The organism is Thiofilum flexile DSM 14609 (genome assembly GCF_000380185.1).
GTDB classification, from domain to species: domain Bacteria; phylum Pseudomonadota; class Gammaproteobacteria; order Thiotrichales; family Thiotrichaceae; genus Thiofilum; species Thiofilum flexile.
In genome coordinates, this window is sequence record NZ_KB904755.1 from 1 (window position 1) to 23,508 (window position 23,508).

General features: G+C 44.4%; 19 protein-coding genes and 1 pseudogene. 5 read left to right on the forward strand and 15 right to left on the reverse strand.

The genetic code is table 11. The features are described 5' to 3' along the window. Both A3IK_RS18635 and A3IK_RS18640 read right to left on the reverse strand, forming a co-directional pair. Positions 1-230, reverse strand: a pseudogene (locus A3IK_RS18635) (RNA-guided endonuclease InsQ/TnpB family protein); the annotation flags it as partial. A gap of 103 nt (positions 231-333) precedes the next feature. Then, positions 334-756 (reverse strand): RpnC/YadD family protein, encoded by a 423-nt coding sequence (locus A3IK_RS18640; protein ID WP_020558978.1) that lies wholly within the window; start codon positions 754-756, stop codon positions 334-336. Between the two features lie 1,376 nt (positions 757-2,132). On the opposite strand from A3IK_RS18640, the gene A3IK_RS18645 reads away from it, so the two are divergent. Then, positions 2,133-2,810: a C39 family peptidase gene (locus A3IK_RS18645; protein ID WP_020558980.1), complete on the forward strand. Its 678-nt coding sequence runs from the start codon at positions 2,133-2,135 to the stop codon at positions 2,808-2,810. Position 2,811: 1 nt separating this feature from the next. On the opposite strand, the gene phoR is transcribed toward A3IK_RS18645, so the two are convergent. The 3 genes from phoR to tgt form a co-directional block, all read right to left on the reverse strand. Further along, complete coding sequence (gene phoR, locus A3IK_RS0105520; protein WP_020558981.1) at positions 2,812-4,131, reverse strand: phosphate regulon sensor histidine kinase PhoR; 1,320 nt, start codon at positions 4,129-4,131, stop codon at positions 2,812-2,814. Positions 4,132-4,135: 4 nt separating this feature from the next. Continuing rightward, the gene (phoB, locus tag A3IK_RS0105525; protein ID WP_020558982.1) at positions 4,136-4,846 is read right to left on the reverse strand and encodes a phosphate regulon transcriptional regulator PhoB; all 711 of its coding nucleotides are present in this window, start codon (positions 4,844-4,846) and stop codon (positions 4,136-4,138) included. A 132-nt stretch (positions 4,847-4,978) separates the two neighbouring features. Further along, positions 4,979-6,091, reverse strand: coding sequence for a tRNA guanosine(34) transglycosylase Tgt (gene tgt, locus A3IK_RS0105530; protein ID WP_026220824.1), 1,113 nt, complete (start codon positions 6,089-6,091; stop codon positions 4,979-4,981). A 165-nt stretch (positions 6,092-6,256) separates the two neighbouring features. Between tgt and A3IK_RS0105535 the strand changes: the two genes are divergently transcribed. Then, complete coding sequence (locus A3IK_RS0105535) at positions 6,257-7,138, forward strand: ribokinase (RefSeq protein WP_020558984.1); 882 nt, start codon at positions 6,257-6,259, stop codon at positions 7,136-7,138. Beyond that, on the forward strand, positions 7,135-8,100 hold the full coding sequence (locus A3IK_RS0105540) for a nucleoside hydrolase (protein WP_020558985.1): 966 nt from the start codon (positions 7,135-7,137) through the stop codon (positions 8,098-8,100). The genes A3IK_RS0105535 and A3IK_RS0105540 overlap by 4 nt, the downstream gene beginning before the upstream one ends. Before the next feature lie 44 nt (positions 8,101-8,144). Here the strand turns inward: A3IK_RS0105540 and A3IK_RS0105545 are convergent, their stop codons facing one another. The 7 genes from A3IK_RS0105545 to nirB form a co-directional block, all read right to left on the reverse strand. After that, a complete protein-coding gene (locus A3IK_RS0105545) occupies positions 8,145-8,534 on the reverse strand; it encodes a PEGA domain-containing protein (RefSeq protein WP_020558986.1) in 390 nt (129 codons plus the stop codon). Positions 8,535-8,705: 171 nt separating this feature from the next. Continuing rightward, complete coding sequence (locus tag A3IK_RS0105550; protein ID WP_020558987.1) at positions 8,706-9,272, reverse strand: Lcl C-terminal domain-containing protein; 567 nt, start codon at positions 9,270-9,272, stop codon at positions 8,706-8,708. A 13-nt stretch (positions 9,273-9,285) separates the two neighbouring features. Continuing rightward, a complete protein-coding gene (locus A3IK_RS0105555; protein WP_020558988.1) occupies positions 9,286-10,983 on the reverse strand; it encodes an Lcl C-terminal domain-containing protein in 1,698 nt (565 codons plus the stop codon). Positions 10,984-11,275: 292 nt separating this feature from the next. Beyond that, a complete protein-coding gene (locus tag A3IK_RS0105560; RefSeq protein ID WP_040848758.1) occupies positions 11,276-11,494 on the reverse strand; it encodes a hypothetical protein in 219 nt (72 codons plus the stop codon). 251 nt (positions 11,495-11,745) lie between these two features. After that, on the reverse strand, positions 11,746-12,603 hold the full coding sequence (locus A3IK_RS0105565; protein ID WP_020558990.1) for a formate/nitrite transporter family protein: 858 nt from the start codon (positions 12,601-12,603) through the stop codon (positions 11,746-11,748). A gap of 24 nt (positions 12,604-12,627) precedes the next feature. Next, positions 12,628-12,960, reverse strand: a complete 333-nt coding sequence (nirD, locus tag A3IK_RS0105570; RefSeq protein WP_020558991.1) for a nitrite reductase small subunit NirD — start codon at positions 12,958-12,960, stop codon at positions 12,628-12,630. 9 nt (positions 12,961-12,969) lie between these two features. Further along, on the reverse strand, positions 12,970-15,423 hold the full coding sequence (gene nirB, locus A3IK_RS0105575; RefSeq protein WP_020558992.1) for a nitrite reductase large subunit NirB: 2,454 nt from the start codon (positions 15,421-15,423) through the stop codon (positions 12,970-12,972). A gap of 775 nt (positions 15,424-16,198) precedes the next feature. Here nirB and A3IK_RS0105580 point away from each other — a divergent pair. Further along, positions 16,199-16,852 (forward strand): thiopurine S-methyltransferase, encoded by a 654-nt coding sequence (locus tag A3IK_RS0105580; RefSeq protein ID WP_020558993.1) that lies wholly within the window; start codon positions 16,199-16,201, stop codon positions 16,850-16,852. A gap of 62 nt (positions 16,853-16,914) precedes the next feature. Here A3IK_RS0105580 and modF read toward each other — a convergent pair whose 3' ends face one another. The 3 genes from modF to A3IK_RS20195 all read right to left on the reverse strand — a co-directional run bounded on the left by modF (position 16,915) and on the right by A3IK_RS20195 (position 20,218). After that, positions 16,915-18,339 carry a molybdate ABC transporter ATP-binding protein ModF gene (gene modF / locus A3IK_RS0105585; protein ID WP_020558994.1) on the reverse strand — a complete coding sequence of 475 codons (1,425 nt, stop codon included), beginning with the start codon at positions 18,337-18,339 and terminating at the stop codon, positions 16,915-16,917. A gap of 70 nt (positions 18,340-18,409) precedes the next feature. Next, positions 18,410-19,465, reverse strand: a complete 1,056-nt coding sequence (locus tag A3IK_RS0105590) for a CobW family GTP-binding protein (protein ID WP_020558995.1) — start codon at positions 19,463-19,465, stop codon at positions 18,410-18,412. Between the two features lie 9 nt (positions 19,466-19,474). Beyond that, complete coding sequence (locus tag A3IK_RS20195) at positions 19,475-20,218, reverse strand: DUF3299 domain-containing protein (protein ID WP_020558996.1); 744 nt, start codon at positions 20,216-20,218, stop codon at positions 19,475-19,477. Positions 20,219-20,438: 220 nt separating this feature from the next. Between A3IK_RS20195 and A3IK_RS21285 the strand changes: the two genes are divergently transcribed. Then, on the forward strand, positions 20,439-23,465 hold the full coding sequence (locus tag A3IK_RS21285; protein WP_020558997.1) for a hypothetical protein: 3,027 nt from the start codon (positions 20,439-20,441) through the stop codon (positions 23,463-23,465). The last annotated feature ends 43 nt before the right edge of the window (positions 23,466-23,508 follow it).

A 23,508-nucleotide genomic window follows, 5' to 3' on the forward strand; every position in this document is an offset into this window, starting at 1 on the left:
ATAAAGCCTCGTTCGGCTTTCATGCCTTTGAGTTGGCTTTGTAGATCATACGCACTGAGATAAAGTGAGTGAAAACCAAACTCTGGAATGAAAAAGTGAGAATAATAGGCGGTTTCTTCATTGGCAGCATTCCACACCTGATTCACCTCAAACGCCATACGTTCAAGAATAGGCTTGTGCTTATCCTTGATGCGAACTTTGAGGGTTTTGAGGTGAGTGGCTGATTTCATGATGTTGATTATACTACAAAAGGTGCTAACTGCTATTACTGTAGTACTACCTTTCATCGGCTGTCGCCGATCGCCTGATATCCCCTAGCTGAAGCAAGGGGCTTTACGGCTGGTTCGGTAAACTGCAATCCACGGTGTGCATATCTAATACCCGATAGCGATAGTGAAAATCGGGTAATAATAACTCATTCGGCATACTCAGACGCGCTTTGCCAATGTAGACCAAATATTGATAAATTGGCTCATTTGGATGCAAGAGCAGTATATCGCTGACATAACGCAGCATGCGTACCGGCATAGTGGCATCATTAGCGTTTTGAATTTCAACGTGAAGAATGAATTGCTCGCCTGTTTGGCGTTTACGCATGCGTGCGACCATATCGGCACGGCGTACTTCAATACGCTGTTGTTCTGTTTGCAATAGTTCTACTGAGTCATACTCAACATCGAGATGCAGCAGGATATTAGCAATATCTGCGGCTAAATGTTGTAGTACGTCTTTGCTTATAATGTCTTTTTCAGCCATAGGTTAAGTTGAGTAGTGACGTTGAAATCATTATAGCACTGACTTCAATGGGTTGTTGAGCGTACTCTCTAGTCTATACAGAGCAATAGCGAATCAATTATTAATTTAAAAAAATTATTAGACTGATTATTTATCATTAATTACACTCAAAGTACCCTAATATATCGGTAAATTACATGATCAGGTTTAATACAACATCAGCTTTGGTAGGTGGTGGAATAGGTGCTAATGACAGTCATATTGTAAATAACTGGCACTCTTGGAGTGGAGGCACAGGCTTCCCATATCGTAGATAAGCACTAGTATGGCATGGTGGTAGATACATCAAGATAGTGCCATATCTGATTTATCTGCCATCAACCTTCAAATGAATCAACTGTCTATCTTACGTCCTATTTTTAGTCAGCCATAGGTTTACAGATATGTCTTTTTTTTATAACACTTTATATTGGATATGCAGCTTTGGCGCTTTATGGGTGGCACATAACTATTATATTCAACCTCCTTTTAATATAAAAGGCAGCATTATTATATGTAGCATATTATTTCTAGCTCTTTTTTTATTATATAAGAATATATTTGAAAATAGCTTTCTTAATTTTATTATTGCTTTCCTTGTAACATGGGGTAGCTTCTTTTTTTACTTTGCTAGGAGGCATAAGCTCTAAAAACCATAATATATTCTTGATATATTGTCTTAAGTAGTTAAACGAAGTTATCCGGAATTTTGAATTTATAAGCCATTGTATTTTAAAGAACAAACCTCAATAACTTTTACTTGAGTACTTACTAGTAATAGCACTAATAATAGGCTTGCAGTATTTATTGCTGCAGGCTCTATCACTTAGTCAAAAAACTGGACTCCATCCCATGCCTATTAAAATGATATTTTGCATAGTAATGCCTTTTTCATTATTCGGTATCTTACATGGTGCAGGACTATTAGTATTTCAGAACCCTTGGGAGATTTTTAACTTATTATCCATTTTTTTGATTTTAATACTACCTAATTTATTGCTAAAAACTAGCTTTTGCCAAATAAATTTAAAATATGGAGGTATCTCAGCTAAAAGCATGTCACTTTCAAAAGTAATTTTACTATCCATAACCATATGGATATTGGTTTCAATAACTATAACAATTTATAGATATATTCTTTATTAGAAATAACGTAACACTCAGTCTATAGATATAGCTCTTTTCAGCAATAGATAACACAATATGTTGTTTTATGCTTGCTTTCTAAATGGTGATTTTTAGTAAAATACAATCATCAAGTTTTATAACTCATTGATTGAATGGAGTGTACGCTACCAGAGCATAGACTGAGTGGTTACAATTAATTAATGACATTATAATCACCTAGGAATTTTAAAATGCTCCATTACCCCACTCTTATCCTAATTAGCCTAGCTCTCCTAGTAAACAACGCCAGCGCAGACACCAATACCCCCCCTAATACTGTTTGGATGCAAACCCCCTCATTAAATGGCTCACTTCCTATTCAACACTGGAAAGCCCGACGAGATGCACGAGTCGTTAAACAGGATTTAGATTACTCCTGCGGCTCGGCCTCCATTGCGACTATTCTCACCGAGTATTACCGCCGCCCCACCACCGAACAACAGATTCTTGACCTCATTGTCAGACACACCGGCAATAAAGGCCGTGCCTCCTTTGCCGATATGCAGGCCGTTTTACCGCAACTGGGTTTCAAAGGTATTGGCGTTGCTACCGATTGGGAACAATTATTAGAGCTAAAACTCCCTGTCATTGTCTATGTACAGCAGCGCAAAGAAGATCATTTCACTGTGATTACTGGGATTAATGATCGACTGGTTAAACTAGCGGATCCCTCATTAGGTAATCGCACATTAACTCGTGGGCAATTTAAGCGCCTGTGGGAAACTCGTAATGAGCAAGGACTAGAAGGAAAAATGCTGGCTATTCTCCCGCTTGATACTCAACTCGAACAACAAGCAGACTCTGCTTTTTTTACAAAACCCACGTTCTCACCTATCACTCAAGAGCTACTTAAACGGCCTCAATATTAGATTAAGTATTAACCAAAATTTCAGCCTCTTTTGTCTCTTTAATCAAAGGAAAACTCGCCTGAAACGTAGTCTCCCCCGGACGGCTTTTAATACTTAAATAACCCTGATGATTTTGAATCACATGCTTCACAATCGACAAACCTAACCCCGTCCCCCCACGCTCACGTGAGCGTCCGGTATCCACCCGATAAAAGCGCTCGGTGAGATGCACAATATGCTCATTCGGAATCCCCGGCCCATTATCCGTCACGGTGAGGGCAGCATAATCTTGATTGAGACGCTCCCAACGCACAATCACATGCGTACCCGCTGGCGTATGTTTAATCGCATTATCTATCAGATTAGTAATCGCACTCGTAAGCTCCCCCTCTACCCCCATAATCATTAGCTCAGCATCAATATGGGTTTCTAAGGTATGAGATTGCGCGGCTAGGGTATCAGTTAAAGCTTGGCTAGTATTTTTAAGCATCTCTGGCACATCCACCACCCGTAGCGGGATTTGAGCGCGTTCCATAGTCTCTAATTTAGACAGGGTGAGCATATCACTGATAATTTGCTGCATGCGGAGGGTTTGCTCACGCGACTGTTGAATCGCCATCACTAAATGCGCTGGCACCTCAGGATCTTCCTGCATTAACTCCAAATAGCCACTCACCACTGTTAAAGGAGTACGCAATTCATGAGAGGCATTGGCAATAAAAGCTTTGCGCGTATGCTGCAATTGAATCCGCTGGCTAATATCACGCACATTCAATAACCATAACCCCCGCTCTACGGGTAAAATACGCGCCTGTAAGGTGGCTTGAGCATTACGTGGGGAGATAAACTGAATTTCCTCCTCGGTATCCATGCCCGTGAGTGCCTGAGCAATTTCGGGCGCACGCAGTAAATTATCAATGCGCTGCCCCACATCGGTTTTGCCATTAATACCCATTAAGGCTAACGCGGTGCTATTACTCCACTGAATCACATGATCATCATCAAATAAAATCACCGCATCGGGCAGTGCTGAAATAATATTATTAAGGCGCTGTAAGATCTCTTCTTGTTTTTGTTTGCGTTTAATACTTTTTTGGCGCGAGCGATTGATTAAGGTAACTACCTGCTCCCACACCCCATCACTATCGGGTAACTCATCGGGCTTAAAATCATGTACTAACCATAGCTGTAATTGACGCAACTTATATAACAGCCATGCCACATAACCCAGCGCGGTGACTAGAAAAGCAGCCCACCAATAACCCGTGATAAACCCAAAAATCACCGCCACCATTACGCCCCCGACCAGACGGCGTAGCTCAATCGACCAATATACTTGCATGTGTTTAGGTATTGTCCTGTTCAAACCGATAGCCTGCCCCGCGCACCGTTTGAATATAGTGATCTACTTCATACGGTTTCAGGGCTTTACGCAGACGTAAAATATGCACATCTACCGTGCGCTCTTCTAAATACTTACTTTGTCCCCAGACAAAATCCAGCAATTGAGCACGCGAGTAAACACGCCCCGCATGCTGCATAAAAAACTCCAATAAACGAAACTCAGTGAGACCAATGGTTACAGGCACTTGATCAATACGCAATTGATAAGAAGCTTGATCAAGTGCTAAACGTCCACTTTGCAAAACGGTTTCTTCATTAAAGCCTATGCTACGACGTAATAATGCCTTAATCCGAGCGCTAAGCAATTTCATCGAAACCGGCTTAGTCAGGTAATCATCTGCACCATGATCTAAACCTTGAATCATATTCTCCTCATCTACTTTAGCGGTGAGCATAATCGTCGGCACATCATGCGTCAGCTCCTCGGAACGCAAGCGTTTAATCAGCTCAGGCCCCGATAAATCGGGTAGCATCCAATCCACTAACATCAAATCCGGCACACGCTCGGCAATCAGCGCTCGTGCTGCTTTAGCATGTGCAGCTTCTGACACTTCATACCCTTCGCGCTCTAAAGCAAACCTCACCATTTGCCGGATCGGTGCTTCATCTTCAATCAGCAAAATATGTTTCTTCATAGCACCAAACGTATCCATTCATAAACTTACAGCGTAACCGTAAGCGGGTATTCTCGGAGCAGTCTTGGCGGCAAGGATGCCGCCTTGTAGCGTACAAGGATGTATTCACAGCGACTGCGGAGGGAATACCCGCTTACGGTTACCCATCTACTAACTAGGCTCCTGTGACGCTGTGCGTTGGGCATAAAAATCCACCACAAAAGCCTCAAAAACTCCCTGTTCCAAGGCTGCACGGATACCGCGCATGAGTTCTTGATAATAATAAAGATTGTGAATGGTATTTAAGCGAGCACCTAGAATTTCATTACATTTATCCAAGTGATGCAAATAGGCGCGTGAATAGTGTTGACAGGTATAGCAACCACACTGCTCATCAATCGGGCGCGTATCGGTTTTATTGATACTATTGCGAATTTTAAGCTGTCCATAACGGGTAAAGAGAAAACCATTACGCGCATTACGTGTCGGGATCACACAGTCAAACATATCAATCCCGCGTCTCACCCCCTCGACGATATCCTCAGGCTTACCCACGCCCATTAAGTAGCGCGGTTTATCTTGCGGCAATAGCGGAACGGTAGCCTCTAAAATACGATCACGATCAGCCTTAGGCTCGCCTACCGCTAACCCCCCTACGGCATAACCATCGAAGTCTATAGCCTGTAAACCTTCTGCCGATATTTTGCGCAAATCCTCATAGACCCCGCCTTGTACAATACCAAACAGTGCAGACGGATTACCCTCATGTGCTACTTTACTACGTTTTGCCCAGCGTAAAGATAGCTCCATAGACGTCTTTGCGACCTCAAAGGTGGCAGGATACGGGGTACACTCATCAAAAATCATTACAATATCCGAGCCTAATTCGCGCTGTACCTGCATAGAAGACTCAGGCGTCATTAGGATTTTGCTGCCATTGACGGGCGATTGGAAATGCACACCCTCCTCGGTAATCTTACGCATTTGTGCCAAGGAGAAGACCTGAAAACCGCCCGAATCGGTCAGAATGGGCTTATCCCAATGCATAAACTCATGCAAATCTCCCTGCAAGCGCACGATTTCCGTCCCCGGACGCAGCATGAGGTGAAAGGTATTCCCTAAAATAATTTCCGCCCCTAGTCCCTTTAGTTCTTCGGGGGTCATGGCCTTAACCGTGCCATAGGTTCCTACCGGCATAAACGTTGGGGTTTGTACCGTGCCGCGTGGGAAGGTCAGTTGACCGCGCCGAGCAGCACCTTGTGTATTCAATAGGTTAAATTGCAAGTGCGACATAATAAATAACTTCCCAGCACCTAAAAAATAAGTACGCATCATACCCAATTTAGGCAGAAAGGGAGCAAAATTTTATTGAATAGCCCTCTTATCAGCTTGCAGCTAATGTTTTAAGCTGGTGGACATTACTTACTTGAGCTAAGAGAAAGATCACAGATGGCTATTTTTAATTATGGTTCTATTAATATCGATCATGTGTATCGTGTGCCACATTTAGTACAGCCGGGCGAGACCCTAGCTAGCCGCTCTTATCAAACCCTACTGGGGGGCAAAGGAGCGAATCAATCCATCGCTTTAGCGCGAGCAGGTGCTAAAGTGCAGCATATTGGTCGTTATGGAGAGGGTGATGAATGGGTATTAGCGCAACTTGAAAGCGCGGGTGTGGATTGTCATTTAGTCACCGCTAGCCCCTTACCTACGGGTCACGCCATTATTCAAGTAGATGACCAAGCCGAGAATGCTATTGTGTTGTATAGGGGTGCTAATCACTCTTTTACCCCTACCGAGTTACCGGATTTATTAAAAACCGCTCAAGCTAATGATTGGTTACTCTTACAAAATGAGTGCAGTTGCACCGCAGAGATGATCACACTAGCGGCACAACACCATTTAAAAGTGGCTTTTAATCCCGCCCCCATGACGGCACAAGTGGCTCAATTACCCCTAGAATCGCTTAATCTCTTAATTATCAATAAAGTCGAAGCACAGCAATTACTACAGCTTGATACCTTTGAGTTGAGCCAAATCACACAGGTGCTGAGTACGCGTTATCCCAGCTTAGCCGTTATTATTACCCTAGGCGACAAGGGAGTCGTTTGGGTTGATCAGCATCAAGCGATTGAAGTCCCTGCATTACCCGTGCAAGCGGTGGATACCACCGCCGCAGGTGATACCTTTATTGGTTTTGCGTTAGCGGCATTGAGTCGAGGACAAGGGATTCAATATGCCTTAGAATTAGGCTGCCGTGCGGCTGCACTGTGTGTACAACGCGCAGGAGCAGCACAAAGCATCCCTACCTTAGAAGAAGTATTAGCATGAGTCATAAAATCATTTTAGATACCGATCCGGGCATTGATGATGCCATGGCATTATTTACCGCCTTAGCACATCCTGCTATTGATCTCATCGGTGTCACCACTACCTTTGGCAATGTAGCCGTCTCCCAAGCTACCCGTAATGCGTTGACTTTATTAGAAATGGCTCAGGCTAGTCACATTCCGGTGGCACAAGGTGGAGCTAGTCCTTGGATAGTACCCACCCCACCCTTCCCTGATTTTGTCCATGGCGCAGATGGCTTTGGTAATTTGCATTTACCACTACCGACTACCTCTGCAATTACACAGCCCGCCCCCGCTTTTATGGTCGAGCAGATTCTGAAACATCCGCATGAGATTACTATCGTAGCCATTGGCCCACTGGATAATCTAGCGACTGCCCTACAACTGAATCCTGAAATTGCTCAACTAGTGAAGCAAGTGGTGATTATGGGCGGTGCTATTGAGCATGACGGTAATGTTTCACCCGTGGCGGAGGCGAATATTTATTGTGACCCTCATGCAGCAGAGCATGTGATGGCGGCCTCTTGGCCTGTAGTCATGGTGGGCTTAGATGTCACGCATCAAGTGATATTAGATCGAGCGTTATTCGAGCGGATTCGTGATCAGAATCCCCGTGTTGGGCAGTTCATGTATAATGCAGTGCAATTCTATATGCGTTTTTATGGCAGCATTCGGGGGATTCAAGGCTGCTATGGGCATGATATTTCCGCCGTGGCCTATGTGATTGACCCTACCTTATTTCAGACTATTGAAGGTAGTATTTGTGTAGCCACAGAGGGGGTAGCTATCGGTCAAACCATTATTGATCGTCATGGTTTATCCTCTTATGCCCTGAAAAACTGGAACCATCGCCCGAAACAAAAGGCTTGTGTAGGAGTAGATGCAGAGCGATTACGAGCGCTATTTGAAAGCAGTATGACGAATGAGTTTTGGGGTCAATAATCATGTTAGGAGAGCCTAACAGCTCTCCTAAAGATTTTGTAAGCTTATAAGCGATTGAGTTTCACTTTAACCGGATTAGGCTTTAGTTCGCGAGTAGCGCCATTACTTGAATCTACTGCTGCGCCAATAACGCCTCCAAAGATTAGATTGCCTGCCATAGCAGCCCCACCAGAACCAGCAATTTGTGAGTTCACATTAACCGTGGTTGTTTGATACCCTGCTTTACTCACCGTCACGACTAAATTAGTCTTACGCTTTACCATAAAACTAGTAGGCGTCTTCCCCGTCATACCATTTGATAATTTCACATCCGCCCCTGTCGGATCAGACTCCACCACTAGAGCCTCTTCTGTACCACGGGTAATGGTGGCACAACCTGTAAAAGTAATACTTAAGGATATTAATACGATTATTGATAATAGTTGTTTCAGCATCTTTTATTTTTGCCTTAGTTATAAAGAGCAAAAATTTATCACTTAGTTGTGGTAATAAGAAGAGTTAATTAAAAATTAATTTTAATAAGCAAGACCTAGTACATTAATGTCAACATCGATGTACTGGATAGGGTAACAGAGGTAGGTAGTCCTACCTCTGTCAGTACAAGGCTACTTAGTGGCTGGTGCAGGTTGCATCTCACGCACTAAGCGTATGGCAAGGGTGGAGTTTGCCGGATCAATAATTTGCTTAACCAGCATTAAGTTAGTGCTTGATAACAGTACAGGCAGTTTATCTGCTCCACGATTAGCACTAGAAACTGGAAATACGGTTAAGTTAAGCAGGTGTCCTTCTACAGTAGGACATTCCTCTTCAATGCTATACAGCTCTTTAAGATTAGGTAAGCGCCAATCTGTATAACCTGCTACAGCTTTTTGACTCCATGTGTAAGTATTAGTTACTGTGGCAGCCACTGGACTTTCGACACAGATATCGTCACTACCGTCTGGTGTATTTTTGTCATCTAGTACTTCACCCGCCATACAACGTTGCCACATTAAACCTGTTTTCTTATGGATCGCTACAGAGCCTTGTAGGATAAAATCACTGGTTGGTGTGGTAATACTGACACCTAAACCGGGTGCTGTTAGACAACCTGTCGCCGCTTCTGTAGCCGCTAGTAGTGAGCTACTCATACTTAGCGCAGCACTGAGGATTAAATATTTAAGAGCTTTCATGGTTATAACTTCCTTATTTTGTTGTAGCTGAACGTACTAAACGCACTTTATAAGCGGTGCTAGTGAGCGGCTCGCTAGCAACAAAACTGTCCTCTTTTAGATAATCAAACGCTAACACCACCGGACGAGTGAAGTTATAGTAATAAGACGGGGTACTAGTTACATAGAAATCCGTGCTTTTAATATCAGGGAAGTATTGGCTATCGACTAAAGTTTCCCCTTCTTTGGTGTAGCTATAGTCCATAATCGAACGCAGCTCAAAAGCAGTCGGTACACGCCAATCATTAAAACCGCAATAGCCTGCTTTATTCACACTCGCTACATATTGAGCAATGGAGCAAGTCGGGCAATTGACAGGCAGCGCAATTTCCTTTTCGCTAAAGGTATAATCTTGGTCATGTAGGCCGTTATCACCTTGGGTAATTTTCTTTTCCCACACAAGGCCTGTCACATTATCCCGCACACAATTCCAGCTCGATGCTTTAGCACTGAGTGCTGCACCTTGAAAATCTAGTTTGCTAAAGCTAAAGCCCGCATGTCCGTCACTATCATCATTATGAGTCGCATCACGTCCGGCGAAAGCATCTTGTAATAAAACACTCTTATCTAATGTCGAGCAAACTTTATTGACTTGATCTAAGCAATAAGTCACGCCGGTATCATTCAGCGGATGAGTGGGTTTGGATAAAATCGGGGTGATTTTTACCTCAGCACTCGCGGGGCTACGATTACCGTTATCATCCTCAGCAACTACCCGGAAATAGGTGGTCTCATTCATACGCAAATGGGTGGCTTGATAGCTAGTCGCATTGCTGACTGGAATCCATTTGCCTAATTTGTAAGTCGTACATTTGGCAATATCAACAATCGGCTCTTGCGCTTGGCAAATAAAGTATTTGCTAATACCTGCAATCGCTTCCCACTTGAGTGTGGCACCATCAGGTTCAACTGGGGTAATTTGCACTTGAGGAGTTGTAATCACTGCTACTGGTTTAACTTGAATAGTGACCGTGTCAGTATGAGTGGCACCTTTGTCATCGGTTACTTTCAATGAGAAAACTAAATTGGTAGCTATCGCAACGGTTGGCGTTTTAAAAGCGATATTGGCTTGATTTGCATCACTCAGGGTTACGGCAGGGCCACTCACTTGTGTCCATTGATAGCTTACTACTGTTCCATCAGTATCCGTACCTTTACCAAATAATACGAATGGCGTATTACTTGCCACACTTTGATCTGCACCCGCATTAGCAACAGGAGCTTTATTGCTATTAGCCTTAACTAATACGGTGACCGTATCCGTAGCTTTGGCACCTGCATCATCCTGTACAGTTAACTCAAAGGTGAACACGGTATCCACACTCACCTCAGGTGCTGTGAATTGTAATTGGCTGTTAGTGCTATTAGTAAGCTCAACAGCCGGGCCAAAGGTTTGTTTCCAGCTATAGCTCACGATGCGTCCATCGGTATCAGTACTTTGACTACCATCGAGAGTGACGACTTGTTTAGAGGTTACCGTTACATCTGCACCCGCTTTGGCAACAGGTAACTCATTAGTATTATTGGGTGTAGGTGTTTGATTAGGGGATTGACCAGAACTCGATGAACTAGAACCACCACTGTTACAGCCACTTAAACCTAATACGAGGCTTAAGCCTAGTGCTAGACCTACTTTGTAGGTACTGACTTTAGAAAAGTTATTGATTATCATGCAGTTGCTACTCGTGTAACGGTTAATAAGTTGTTAATGAATGGGTCATTAACTTACTTAATAAGCTAACACTGTTTATTTATATTAAAAATCTATAGGCTTATAAACGATATATATAGACCTACCAAAGGCATAAACGAATCGGAATAAGTGACTAATGGAAGGTATGGCAGGGTGATATTTAGGTATAAGTTCAAGTACTTATAGATGAATAGGAGGAGAAACCTCCTCCTATTCGAGCATAGATAACTGTATTGAGACATCCCCTTAGGGATGCAGTGGTAGAGCTTAGTTAATGTATGATGATCAGCGGTACAGCTTGTCGATAATCATTTTTGTATTCCAGCCTATGCTTGCCAGAATTGACATAAATACGCTTAAACTCTGCCTCTGAGTAGCGCTGATACGGGATATGGGCACAATTCTTTTCGGTGTAATCATTTGCATCCGCTTCATCAGCAAACACCATGGCGCGTACCCACTTTTCGCCGAGGACAAGATAGTTTTTCATATTCATTGCTGCCTCTGGTTTATAACTTATCGATGTAATATTGTGCATTGCAACAATATAGTTTTGTCCCCATTGGCAGGCAAGAAGTTCAACCTAAGCGGTATTTTTTGTGCGACGCAGCATGCATTATAATTTTGCGACTCGTACTCTTAATTAGAAAATTACTTGATGGTGATAATTAACCCCATCACGAGACAAAAATATCGGCCTATTACAAGCCGAGATATTATTAATATCAATTTGAAATTTGATCATGCGTGCTTAAACACCGAAGTAGTTTGTTCAGCTTCTGGTCTGTTTTTCAAACTACGTTCGCGTTGGGTACGCACATGAGTCAGGTAGAGTGGTAGGCCAACAAACAAGAAACCACCGACCAGATTGCCCAAGGCTGTTGGTAGCTCATTCCAGATCATATATTCCATAAAGGTGAAATTGCCGCCCATAATCATGGAAAAGGGGAATAGGAACATATTAACAATGGAATGCTCGAACCCCATGAAAAAGAACAGCATAATCGGCATCCACATAGCCAATATCTTGCCAGTAGCAGAGGTAGAAATCATAGCTCCAACCACACCCATGGAGACCATCCAGTTGCATAACACACCGCGAATGAAAATAGTCAGCCATCCGCTTACACCATGAGCCGCATAGCCTAACACTCTCGACTCACCAATTTCGGACACCTTAGTAGCCACTTCACCACCATCAGTATGATAGCCATAGGTCAGAATGAAGGACATCATGAATGCAACGGTCAATGCACCCGCAAAATTACCAATAAAAACCAATCCCCAATTGCGCAGCACTCCTGCTACGGTTACACCTGGTCGCTTGTCAATCAGTGCTAGCGGTACTAGAGTGAACACTCCCGTTAGGAGATCAAACTTCATCAAATAAAGCATGATGAAGCCAACTGGAAACAACAACGCTCCCACTAATGGGGAACCCGTCTTAACAGTGACAGTCACGGCAAATACGGCAGCTAGCGCCAAAATAGCGCCCGCCATGAAGGCTCTAATCAGAGTATCACGGGTCGACATATAGACTTTTGCTTCGCCCTGATCAACCATTTTGGATACAAATTCGGTAGGTTCCAAATAGGACATAATATTTTCTCCATACGCTTTAAATCAGCACGGGATCGTTACTTCTGGTATTAGCTGTAACAGGACTTTACCGTCCTCTACTCGTGCTGGAAACACGCGGCTACAGCCTTCATCCGGCCCTAATGCCTCTCCACTGGCGAGATCAATTTTCCAGTTGTGTAAGGGGCAGGTCACGGTAGAGCCGTGCATAATGCCCTGTGATAAGGGGCCTTGCTTGTGTGGACAGGCATCACGGATGGCATAGACCTGATCATTGCGCCCCCGGAATACGGCAATATCCATATCGGGGGTCTTAATGACTCGTGCACCTAGCACCGGGATTTGGTTTAATTCAACGACTTCAATCCATAGACTCATGGTCTTTCCTCACTCTACCGTTGCGAGTTCTGCTAGGGTAATCGGTTTAAATTCATGCGCAAATGCACCATCAGCACACTGCTTCCAAGGGTCAATCTGAGCCACTCGCTGGGAAATGCGGAAGCGCTCACAAAGAGCTGCACGGTTTTCAGGGTCACTGATGACCTGCTTAATCCGCTCCAAACCTACCCGCTCTACCCATGGCGCGGTGCGCTCTAGATAATGAGCATCCTCACGGTAAAACTGGCAAAATGCCGCGCTGTATTCCAATACCTCCTCCTCGGTTGCCACCTTGCACAGTAAATCGGTGACGCGCACTTTAATACCGCCATTACCGCCAATATGCAGCTCATAACCGGAATCGACACAGACCACACCGAAATCCTTAATAGTCGCTTCGGCACAATTGCGCGGACACCCCGAAACCGCCATTTTGAACTTATGCGGCATCCATGAACCCCAAGTGAGTTCCTCTAATTTGACGCCAAGGCCGGTGGAATCCTGAGTCCCAAAACGGCACCACGTGCTACCCACACAGGTTTTCACTGTACGCAGCCCTTTAGCATAAGCATGACCGGAAATAAAACCGGCATCCGTGAGATCCTTCCACATGGCTGGCAGTTGTTCCTTTTTCACTCCAAATAGATCAATGCGCTGACCACCCGTAATTTTCATTTCTGGCACCTGATATTTATCGGCGACATCAGCAATGGTACGCAATTGAACTGGGGTACATAGACCACCAAACATACGCGGCACGACGGAATAAGTACCATCCTTTTGAATATTGCCGTGAGCGCGTTCATTGATGAAACGTGACTGAGCATCATCCTGATACTCATTAGGCCAAGCACACAGCAGATAGTAATTGAGGGCATTACGGCAAGAAGGACAACCATCCTCGGTGCGCCACTCAAAAAATTCGCGTACCGCAGGCATGGTTTTGAGCTGATGCTCTAAAATCCCGGAGCGAACTTGATCATGGGTAAAGTCGGTACATTTACATAAAGGCTTGCTGGTAGGAGTCTGGGAATAATCACCCCCTACGGTATGTGCTAGTAATGACTCCACAAGTCCCGTGCAAGAGCCGCAGGAGGCAGAGGCCTTGGTGTGGGCGCGTACCTCATCTAGGGTAAAGAGCTTTTTTTCGGTAATAGCCCTCACAATGTCGCCCTTACAGACCCCATTACAGCCGCAGATCTCGGCCTCATCGGGCAGCACCGCTACTCGTGTTTCTGGGTTATGACCGGAATCACCTAGATGTGCTTGTCCAAATAGCAAGGTATCGCGGAAGGCGGAGATATCCGTACCATCCTTCATGAGTTGGAAATACCAACTCCCATCCACGGTATCACCGTATAGCACCGCACCTTTGATGCGGTTATCTTCCAATACAATTTTCTTGTAAGTACCTGAAGCGGCATCCTTAAAGATAATATCTTCGGTCTGCTCATTACCGATAAAGTCACCAGCAGAGAATAATTCAATTCCCGTAACTTTTAATTTAGTAGAGGTAACCGTGCCTTGATAGCGGGCAATACCATAACGAGCTAGGTGATTAGCCGCTACTTTTGCTTGATCAAATAGTGGTGCCACCAGACCATAAGCGGTACCACGATGCTGTACACACTCACCAATAGCATAGATCTTGGGGTCAGTAATGGTTTGCATCGTATCATTCACCACAATACCGCGTTCACAATACAAGCCCACTGATTTTGCTAATTCAATATTGGGTCTGATCCCCACTGCCATGACTACCAAGTCGGCATCAATAGTGAGGCCATTTTTAAAACGCAGCCCTGTGACACGCTCATCGCCTAGAATCTCGTCTGTGCTGTGCTTCATAAGAAATTTTATGCCACGCGCTTCTAGCGATTTTTGCAACATAAGGGCTGCTGGCTTATCGAGCTGGCGCTCCATGAGAAACTCATTCAGGTGTACCACGGTTACATCCATACCCTGCTTGAGTAAGCCATTAGCTGCCTCTAAACCTAATAGGCCGCCCCCAATCACCACTGCTTTCGGATACTGACGTGCTGAATCCAGCATTACATTCACATCTTTAATATCACGAAAGCCGATCACGCCTTGTTTATCCGCTCCGGGTACTGGCAGCATAAAGGGTACAGACCCTGTCGCAATCACCAGCCGGTCATAACGTGCTACGGTGCCATCGGTCGCAATGACTTCACGCCGTGAGCGATTGATTCGGCTTACCTTTTTACCCTTATGTAGCGTAATGCCATTATTCACATACCATTGATCATCATTAAGCATGATTTGCTCAATGGTTTTTTCGCTAGCGAGTACCGGCGAGAGCATAATACGGTTGTAGTTACCATAAGGCTCCTCACCAAATACCGTAATATTGTAATGATCAGGCGCTAGTTTGAGTAATTCCTCTAAAGTTCGCACCCCAGCCATACCATTGCCGATTAGTATCAGGTTTTCTTTGAGCATGTTTGCATCTCCTGCAAATAAAAAGGCCCTGAATCCTAGAGCCTAAAATAAATGGCATAGGATTCAGGGCTTCGTTACCCATGATGTATCTGTACGCTACAGTGCGTGGAATAGCCGCAGGTGGTCGCCGTTAACTACCCAGGCAGCAATTATTTTTTAACATGCAGGTATTATGCCAATAGCTAATAAGCCTAGCGAATCAATCCTAATCAAGCAGAAAGCTATTTGTGCATGGGGTAATACTCACCATTTTAGGGAGTAAGGACAAAATGTTGCACCGCACAGAAGCAAGCTATCAGCCTCTAATCTAATGCTCATAAGTAGGTATATCAAAGTAATCGGGTATTTCTGGAGCAGTCTTGGCGGCAGGGAAGCCGCCTTGTAGCGTACAAGGATGTATTCACAGCGGCTGCGGAAGAAATACTCGATTACTTTGGCTCAAGTACTTAACCCTACATCGCAATATAGCGGCACAATAAACTCAAAAACTAAGCAATACAGGCATGAACTGTACAAAATTTCGCATTAACCCAAGATACTTTGCACCTTTGGCCTATCATGGTCTATATAAGTAAGGACTTGCATTATTTTAACTAGCTCTAGAATTATCCTTAGCGTTGAGTGTTTTCAAAGGGACTAGTATTAATGGATCAATGTTAGCGGCATACAGGATGTAAAATAAACGCCTCCGGCGAAAACACTCAACCCTAAGGATAGCCCCTTATACTACTTTGCTCTACACTGCTGATATTTTAATTAACAGAGTATAACCATCATGGAAGCAGCATTTTGGCATGCCCGTTGGGAAAACAATGAAATTGGATTCCACCAAGATAAAATCAATCCCTATTTGCAATCATTTTGGCCTCAGCTAGATGCTCCGCATGATCAAACCGTATTTGTACCTTTATGCGGCAAAAGTATTGATATGGTCTGGTTGCGTACTCAAGGTTATACCGTATTAGGGGTGGAACTTAGCGCAGTGGCGGTGAGTGATTTCTTTAAAGAGCGCAATATTACGCCTAATATCACCCCTCAAGGGGCTTTTGAGCGCTGGGAGACTGAGGGGATTGCCATATTAGTGGGTGATTTTTTTGCCTTAAGTGCGGAAGATCTCCGCCATTGCGGCAGTGTCTATGATCGTGCCTCCTTAGTCGCTCTCCCACCTGAGCTACGCCAACAATATGCTGAACATTTTATGCGTATTTTGCCCGCCCAAGCCTCCACGCTACTCATCACCTTTGAATACGATCAAGCCGAACGTGCCGGCCCCCCATTTGCGGTATTAGAATCAGAAGTCAGAGCACTTTATCAAGACGCTTTTCAGGTCGATCTATGGCTAGATGTTGATATTTTGCCGCAGAGTCCGGGCTTTAAAAATGCGGGTATTACTCGTTTGCACGAAAAGGTCTATTGCCTAAAAGCCTGACCCTAGGTGATCGTGTATTTCTAGCTACTCACCGTTGCCACCCTACACGATCACTCCTACTACTACGCAGTAACTACCGCCCCCAAGGCTTTATACTGTGCAATCCCCACGATTCGATCATGGGGGTGATGATTGACATACAGCACGGTTGTTTCTGTCCCCGCCACAATTTTCTCAATCAGCGCTAAGACCAAACGTCGATTCATATCATCCAGCCCTAAACAAGGCTCGTCCAGAATTAATAAAGTGGGATGTTTGACCATCGCACGGGCAATGAGTAATAGTCTCTGATCCCCAAAAGATAGTTGATTAAACGGCTGCTCGGCACGATCACGCATACCTAATACCTCCAGCCATTGATTTGCAATCGCCTTTTCGGTTTCGGTATATTTTTGATATAACCCAATGGAATCGTAAAACCCGGAAATAATCACATTTCGCACATTAATACTAACTCGATACTCCCACTGCAAAGCACTCGATACATAGCCAATATATTGCTTAACCTGCCAAATACTCTCCCCCGTTCCACGTTGCATGCCAAATACGAAAATATCATTCACATAACATTGCGGATGATCGCCCGTGATGAGGTTAAGTAAACAGGTTTTACCACTACCATTAGGGCCGGTTAATTGCCAATGCTGCCCTTTTTCAATCGTCCACTCTTCCTTATCCAGAATCACTTTTTCCTCATAGGCAATGCGAATATTACGCATTTTGACGAGGGGTTGCTGGGGATCTAGTGGTGGCACATGGCTTTTAGTGGCTGCTGGAATAGTGAGGTGAGAAGTTTTTAAGTGCAGTAATTGATAGAGATTATCTAACGCTTCCTGATCAGAGCGTGCAACTTGATGGGCTAAGCTGCCATGATCCATATAGGCAAAATGGGTAATAAAATCCGGTACTTCATCTATACGATTTAATACTAAAATCAATTGCGTGCTTTGAGCATAGTCTTGTAATAGCTCCTGCAAAAACCCCATAGAATTAATATCCAAGCCATCAAATGGCTCGTCTAAAATGAGTAATTGCGGCTTTTTAGCCAGTGCTTTAATCAATAAGGTTTTGCGCGTCTCTCCGGTCGAAAGTTTGCGGAAACTGCGCTGTAGTAATGGCTCAAATTGAAAGGCTTGAATCAGTTGTTGCAGTAGCTCGCTATCGTGGGGTTCGGCTGTGAGGATTTCGAGTACGGGTGTGCCCTCGCTAATAATATCCAAAATATCCGCATCATCTTTACGCCGCTCTTGCTCGATCAGCTCGGCCTGTGTTTCATAAGAGACTATGACACTATCGTGAGGTACACCCATTATTGTGCCGGCTAAGTGCTCCCCAGCTCCTAACAATGTGGCAGCTAAGGCGGACTTACCTGAGCCATTAGCGCCTAAAATCACCCAATGCTGCTTAGGCTCGATTTGCCAGTCGGTAGGCTGCAAAATAAAATGCTCACCCAATTGAGCGCTATAGGCATTTAGGCTAATCGTCATGGCTAAAATCTCACTCCAAGTCTAAAGACTTACTATCATAGCAAGAGATAGTAGCGGGCTTGAATGAGCTTTATGTTGTTGGGGTTGCTACAATAGCTCGAAATTCATCCAGCACCGACTCCATAGTACTCACCTCCAAGCCAGCAGTAATAAACACCACCCTACTCACTCGATCCTCACTAGGCCACTGTTCTAATACTTGCTCTGGAAACAATAAGTGCTGTACCGCCTGTAATACGACCGGAGTGGAATATTGCGTCGTCTGTAACACCGCTTTCATGCGTAATAGATGCGTATCACAAAACCCCATCACAACCGACAGACCCAATTTAACCCGCTCTAAATCCACCGGCTGTTCAAACTGTAGCGCAAAGCTGTGTATTTGTTTATCTACTTTGCTACCTACCTGATTAGAGGCTAAAGGTAGCGTGCTAGCTCCCGTCTGCAAGGGTTGGAAGGATTGAGGATTAAAGGCGCTAATTAGGCTAGCTTGTGTTTGACGTAAGTTAAATAACTGTGTGGCAGCGATTTGCCCATGTTCTACTATCTCGATCAACGCTAAGGGATTTAAGGCATGTAAGCGCTGTGTTAAGAGGGCTAATGGCTGGGAATCTACTAAATCCGCTTTGGTAATGAGTAATTTATCCGCGCGTGTGACTTGTTGCACAGCCTCAAAATGCTCATCTAATTGCTGCATGCCCAGTACTGCATCAACAGTGGTAATCACTCCATCCACATAATGACGATCAGCAGCCCATTTGGCTTGCACAAATGTGGCTAAAATAGAGGTGGGATCGGCTAAGCCAGTGGTTTCAATAATAATCCGTTGATAGGGTTTGAATTTGCCGCTATTGCGCTCCATCCATAAGTTTTTGAGCGTAGGCAAGAGGGTATTTTGCATAGCACAACACACACAGCCACCAGCTAATAACGCCATAGGCAGATCGGCTGCACCCACGAGCTGCTGATCTAGTCCAACACTGCCAAATTCATTAATTAATAAGGCTACTGGTTCTTGTTGTACCGTGTCAGATTGTAATAGGTGATTGAGTAAGGTGGTTTTGCCACTACCTAAAAAACCTGTTAATAACAGTACAGGAATACGGGGTTTGGTCGGTGTTGTCATGCGATGGGCTTATGGTTTAGTAGAGCTGAAACTCAGCGTAGGCGTTTGGCGATCCTGATAGACCTCCACATAGGCATCTTTGATTTGATAGCCCGCTGGTGCTAAGTCGGTGGTAGTGGCCTCCGCCAGCAAAGTACCATACACCCACACCGGCTCCGCCACCCGCTCTAGACCAATACCTTGCCCCTCGTGCGGCTGCACTAAAATCGTTTGGCTAGGTGGAGGGGAAGGTAAATCAATATAAGCGCTAATATAGGGAACGAGTAAAAAATCTTTAACCAATGCTTTGCTTTCATCAATGGCTAGGGGGGCGATAAATCCCGGCAGCTTAATTTTTTTGCCATTCATAGCGGGATTAATGGGGGCTTGAGCTAAAGCTTTTTGTAACTCTTCTTGTAATAGCTCTTCTTGAGTAGGTTCCTCATGAGTATGCTCAGCATGGCTATGCTCTGCTTCAGCCTGCTCGATACGGGACTCATAGCGCTCCACTATATCTGCAATCCTATGTCCGGGTAGTTCTAAATCGGCCCAAGTCATAAGCTGATACTCTCCTTGATGCTCAGGTGCTTTGCCCTCTCCGCCACTAGACAGTACTGGTGTATTTTTACTAGCTAATACTGTCCCTGCTACCACTGAAGGATGCAGTAACTCACTATATTGAGATTTTTCAATAGGTAACGGTGTATTCGAGAGACGATCACAGCTTACTATCCCCACTAAACTCAGTATTAACAGGTAGTAACTACCTTTCATAATGCCCCCTCACTTTAGCCCCATTTAGCATAAAAAATTACCAGCTTTTTATCTGAATTACCGATTAGACGCCTATAAGTGCAACTTATCCAATTTGGGATGATAAATATTACTATTATGTGAATAAATACGACTTATAAATACAGTATTAGCTTACTACGCTCAATTAACATAATTAACAATTCTTAGTGAAAAAATCACAATAAGGAGCTACCTTACCATGTCTAACCTCATCAATATGTTGAGTTCTACCAGTCGTACTACTCATACCACAACTACAGCTCCTACAGCTACCCGTTGCGGCACTAGCTCGGCATTAGTATTGCTGAATAGTCTGGGTCAAAACAGTGGTAACTTACAAAGTCTAGCCTTGTCTTTATTGGGTCAGATTAGCGGAGGCGGTCACACTAGCGGTCAAACGGGTACTACTGCCAATGCAACCATTCAGGGTACTCCTACCCCAACACCTAATACCAACACAGGTACTGGCACTAATACCGGCACAGGTACTGGCACTAATACAGGCGGCTCTACTGTTGCAGGCAAACCTACTGTTAATATCAAAGTGGCTACAGGTACTCTTGATAAAAATATCATCCAATACAAAAACAATGCCGGTCAATGGGTTACATTAAACCCACAAAATCCACCTAGCCAAGAACTCAATGCTAATAATGTGCGTTTGTATAACAAATCACAAAATACCTATGCTCATATTGGCAATAATGGTGTCAAGGTTACCACGAACCAAGCAGGAACTATTCGCTTAGCTTTTGAAGATCGTACTGGTGCTAGATGTAATGACAGAGATTTTAACGATGTTATTGTAACGATCAAAAATACCGTGTCACAGTCTGTACCTACTCCTACACCTGTACCCGCGCCTACACCAGTGCCGACCACAACACCTAATAGCCCGCTACCCGCGCCTACACCTAAACCAAATGATACCATTACGCCCACCTCTGGTACGATCACCGTACAGGTGAAAGGCTTATTACAAGGCGCTTATAATGCTGCCAATGGCTTAATGCGGGATGATTTACGCACTCAAGGCTTTTTACCTGCTAATCAACCCTATGCAGGCTATACTGGTAGTGAAAAACTATCCGCTAGCACCCTAGCGACCACTGGCAATGACGCGCCCGTGGATTGGGTTATGGTCGAGTTACGGGATAAAAACGATCCTTCCAAAATCATTACCCGCCAAGCGGCTATTATCCAACGCGATGGCGATGTTGCTACTGCAGATACGAATAACTCTACCCTCAGCTTTAAAGATATTCCTGAAGGTGATTATTTCATCTCCTTAACGCATCGTAACCACTTAGGGGTCATGACCAAAACACCAGTGACTATCACGGATGATAAAACGGCATCAGTAGACTTTACTAAAGCCACTACTCAAACCTATGGCACTAATGCACAAGCGCTTACTCAGGATGGTAAAGCCTTCTTATGGGCGGGAGATGCCAATAGCAGTAATAGTATTATTGCCGCAGGCCCTGATAATGATACCAACCTCATTTTATCTGCCGTCTTGACTGCTTTAGGTAATAGTGGCGGTAATGTGAACTATATTTTAGATGGTTATAAAAATACCGACGTTAACTTAGATGGTAAAACCATTTACGCAGGCCCTAATAATGACACCAATGTTATTTTAGGGAATGTATTACAACACCCAGGCAATAGCACGTCTTCAGCTAACTATATTATTAATGGTTCACGCCCTACTGGCACTACGGTTCCAGGTAGCACTGCAACGACGGGTACAACGACTGGCACGACTACCGGCACCACAGCAGACTTAAATACTATTATGAGTAGCTTAGCTGCCAGTATTGGTGTCTCAGCAACTGATTTAATGAATATTTTCACCAGTGTTGGTATCTCAGCAACGCAACTAGATACTATGCTCAAAACACCAGAGGGTATTAATACTCTCATGGGCACTTTAACTGGGATTTTATCAGGTAGCACAACCGGAACAGGAACCACTACTGGAACAGGAACCACTACTGGGACAGGAACTACCACTGGGACAGGTACAACCACTGGGACAGGTACAACCACTGGAACAGGTACAACCACTGGAACAGGAACTACGACAGGCTCCACCACATTAACCGAGCAAGCCAGAGCAACGTTATCAACCTTAACTGCTAGTTTAGGTATGCAGCCTGATGCTTTAGTTAGCTTATTTAATAGTGCAGGCGTTACTACCGCACAATTAAATACCTTGCTCGCTACGCCTGAAGGTTTAAATACTTTAATGGGTTTATTGACTCAAGGGACAACTACTGGAACTAGCACTGGCACAACTACTGGAACAGGTACAACCACCGGAACAGGTACAACCACTGGCACTGGTACAACTACCGGAACTGGTACTACTACCGGAACTGGCACAACTACTGGAACTGGCACAACTACCGGAACTGGCACAACTACCGGAACTGGCACAACTACCGGAACTGGCACAACTACCGGAACTGGCACAACTACCGGAACTGGCACAACTACCGGAACTGGCACAACTACCGGAACTGGCACAACTACCACCACCAATCCATTAGCAGGTATCGATACTGCCACACTCAATACCTTATCCACACTAGCCGGTGGGATGGGGATGCAAACCGCAGACCTAGTCTCTATGTTTAATGAGTTTGGTATTAGCTCCAGTCAATTAAATACCTTACTCAGTTCACCTACAGGTTTAAATACCTTAATGGGAATCATGACACAGGCAATGACCGGTGGAGCTAGCAATGGTGGTGATGTCATCACCTCTACCACAACCAGCAGCACTGCCCCAGTTACTAGTGCAGGCGATTATATTGTCTCTAGCACCACAGCCACTAGCAGCGCGGCTCCCGTTGTGAGTAGTGGAGGCGATTATATTATCTCTACTACTACCGTCAGTAGCAGCCCAGCTCCTGCGGTTGCTAGCACCACCACTAGCAGTACCGCCAGTGGCTTAACAGCGGCAGCTACTAATACACTAACCACATTAGCTACTAATGTAGGTATGTCGACTAATGAGCTAACTGCGCTATTTAATGGCCTAGGTATGAATAATGACCGCTTAAATGGACTCTTAGGTTCCTCTCAAGGTCTGAATAGTTTAATTAATATTCTGTCTCAGACTTTAGGCCGCCCCATTAGCATGGAAGGCAATTTAAGTGGCTCTAACAATTCAGTAGTCTATGGCAATAGCACAGTCACAGGCCAATTTATCTAAGTTCAATGATGAGTGACTGAATCTGAGGGAGCTATATAGCTCC

Excerpts from the sequence above, each read along its gene's own strand:
- nirD (WP_020558991.1), bottom strand. The coding sequence starts at position 12,960 with ATGAGTCTATGGATTGAAGTCGTTGAATTAAACCAAATCCCGGTGCTA.
- A3IK_RS18645 (WP_020558980.1), top strand. The coding sequence starts at position 2,133 with ATGCTCCATTACCCCACTCTTATCCTAATTAGCCTAGCTCTCCTAGTA.
- nirB (WP_020558992.1), bottom strand. The coding sequence starts at position 15,423 with ATGCTCAAAGAAAACCTGATACTAATCGGCAATGGTATGGCTGGGGTG.
- A3IK_RS18640 (WP_020558978.1), bottom strand. The coding sequence starts at position 756 with ATGGCTGAAAAAGACATTATAAGCAAAGACGTACTACAACATTTAGCC.
- A3IK_RS0105535 (WP_020558984.1), top strand. The coding sequence starts at position 6,257 with ATGGCTATTTTTAATTATGGTTCTATTAATATCGATCATGTGTATCGT.
- phoR (WP_020558981.1), bottom strand. The coding sequence starts at position 4,131 with ATGCAAGTATATTGGTCGATTGAGCTACGCCGTCTGGTCGGGGGCGTA.
- A3IK_RS0105545 (WP_020558986.1), bottom strand. The coding sequence starts at position 8,534 with ATGCTGAAACAACTATTATCAATAATCGTATTAATATCCTTAAGTATT.
- A3IK_RS0105555 (WP_020558988.1), bottom strand. The coding sequence starts at position 10,983 with ATGATAATCAATAACTTTTCTAAAGTCAGTACCTACAAAGTAGGTCTA.
- A3IK_RS0105565 (WP_020558990.1), bottom strand. The coding sequence starts at position 12,603 with ATGTCCTATTTGGAACCTACCGAATTTGTATCCAAAATGGTTGATCAG.
- A3IK_RS0105590 (WP_020558995.1), bottom strand. The coding sequence starts at position 19,465 with ATGACAACACCGACCAAACCCCGTATTCCTGTACTGTTATTAACAGGT.
- A3IK_RS0105540 (WP_020558985.1), top strand. The coding sequence starts at position 7,135 with ATGAGTCATAAAATCATTTTAGATACCGATCCGGGCATTGATGATGCC.
- A3IK_RS0105550 (WP_020558987.1), bottom strand. The coding sequence starts at position 9,272 with ATGAAAGCTCTTAAATATTTAATCCTCAGTGCTGCGCTAAGTATGAGT.
- A3IK_RS20195 (WP_020558996.1), bottom strand. The coding sequence starts at position 20,218 with ATGAAAGGTAGTTACTACCTGTTAATACTGAGTTTAGTGGGGATAGTA.
- A3IK_RS0105560 (WP_040848758.1), bottom strand. The coding sequence starts at position 11,494 with ATGAAAAACTATCTTGTCCTCGGCGAAAAGTGGGTACGCGCCATGGTG.
- phoB (WP_020558982.1), bottom strand. The coding sequence starts at position 4,846 with ATGGATACGTTTGGTGCTATGAAGAAACATATTTTGCTGATTGAAGAT.
- A3IK_RS21285 (WP_020558997.1), top strand. The coding sequence starts at position 20,439 with ATGTCTAACCTCATCAATATGTTGAGTTCTACCAGTCGTACTACTCAT.
- A3IK_RS0105580 (WP_020558993.1), top strand. The coding sequence starts at position 16,199 with ATGGAAGCAGCATTTTGGCATGCCCGTTGGGAAAACAATGAAATTGGA.
- modF (WP_020558994.1), bottom strand. The coding sequence starts at position 18,339 with ATGACGATTAGCCTAAATGCCTATAGCGCTCAATTGGGTGAGCATTTT.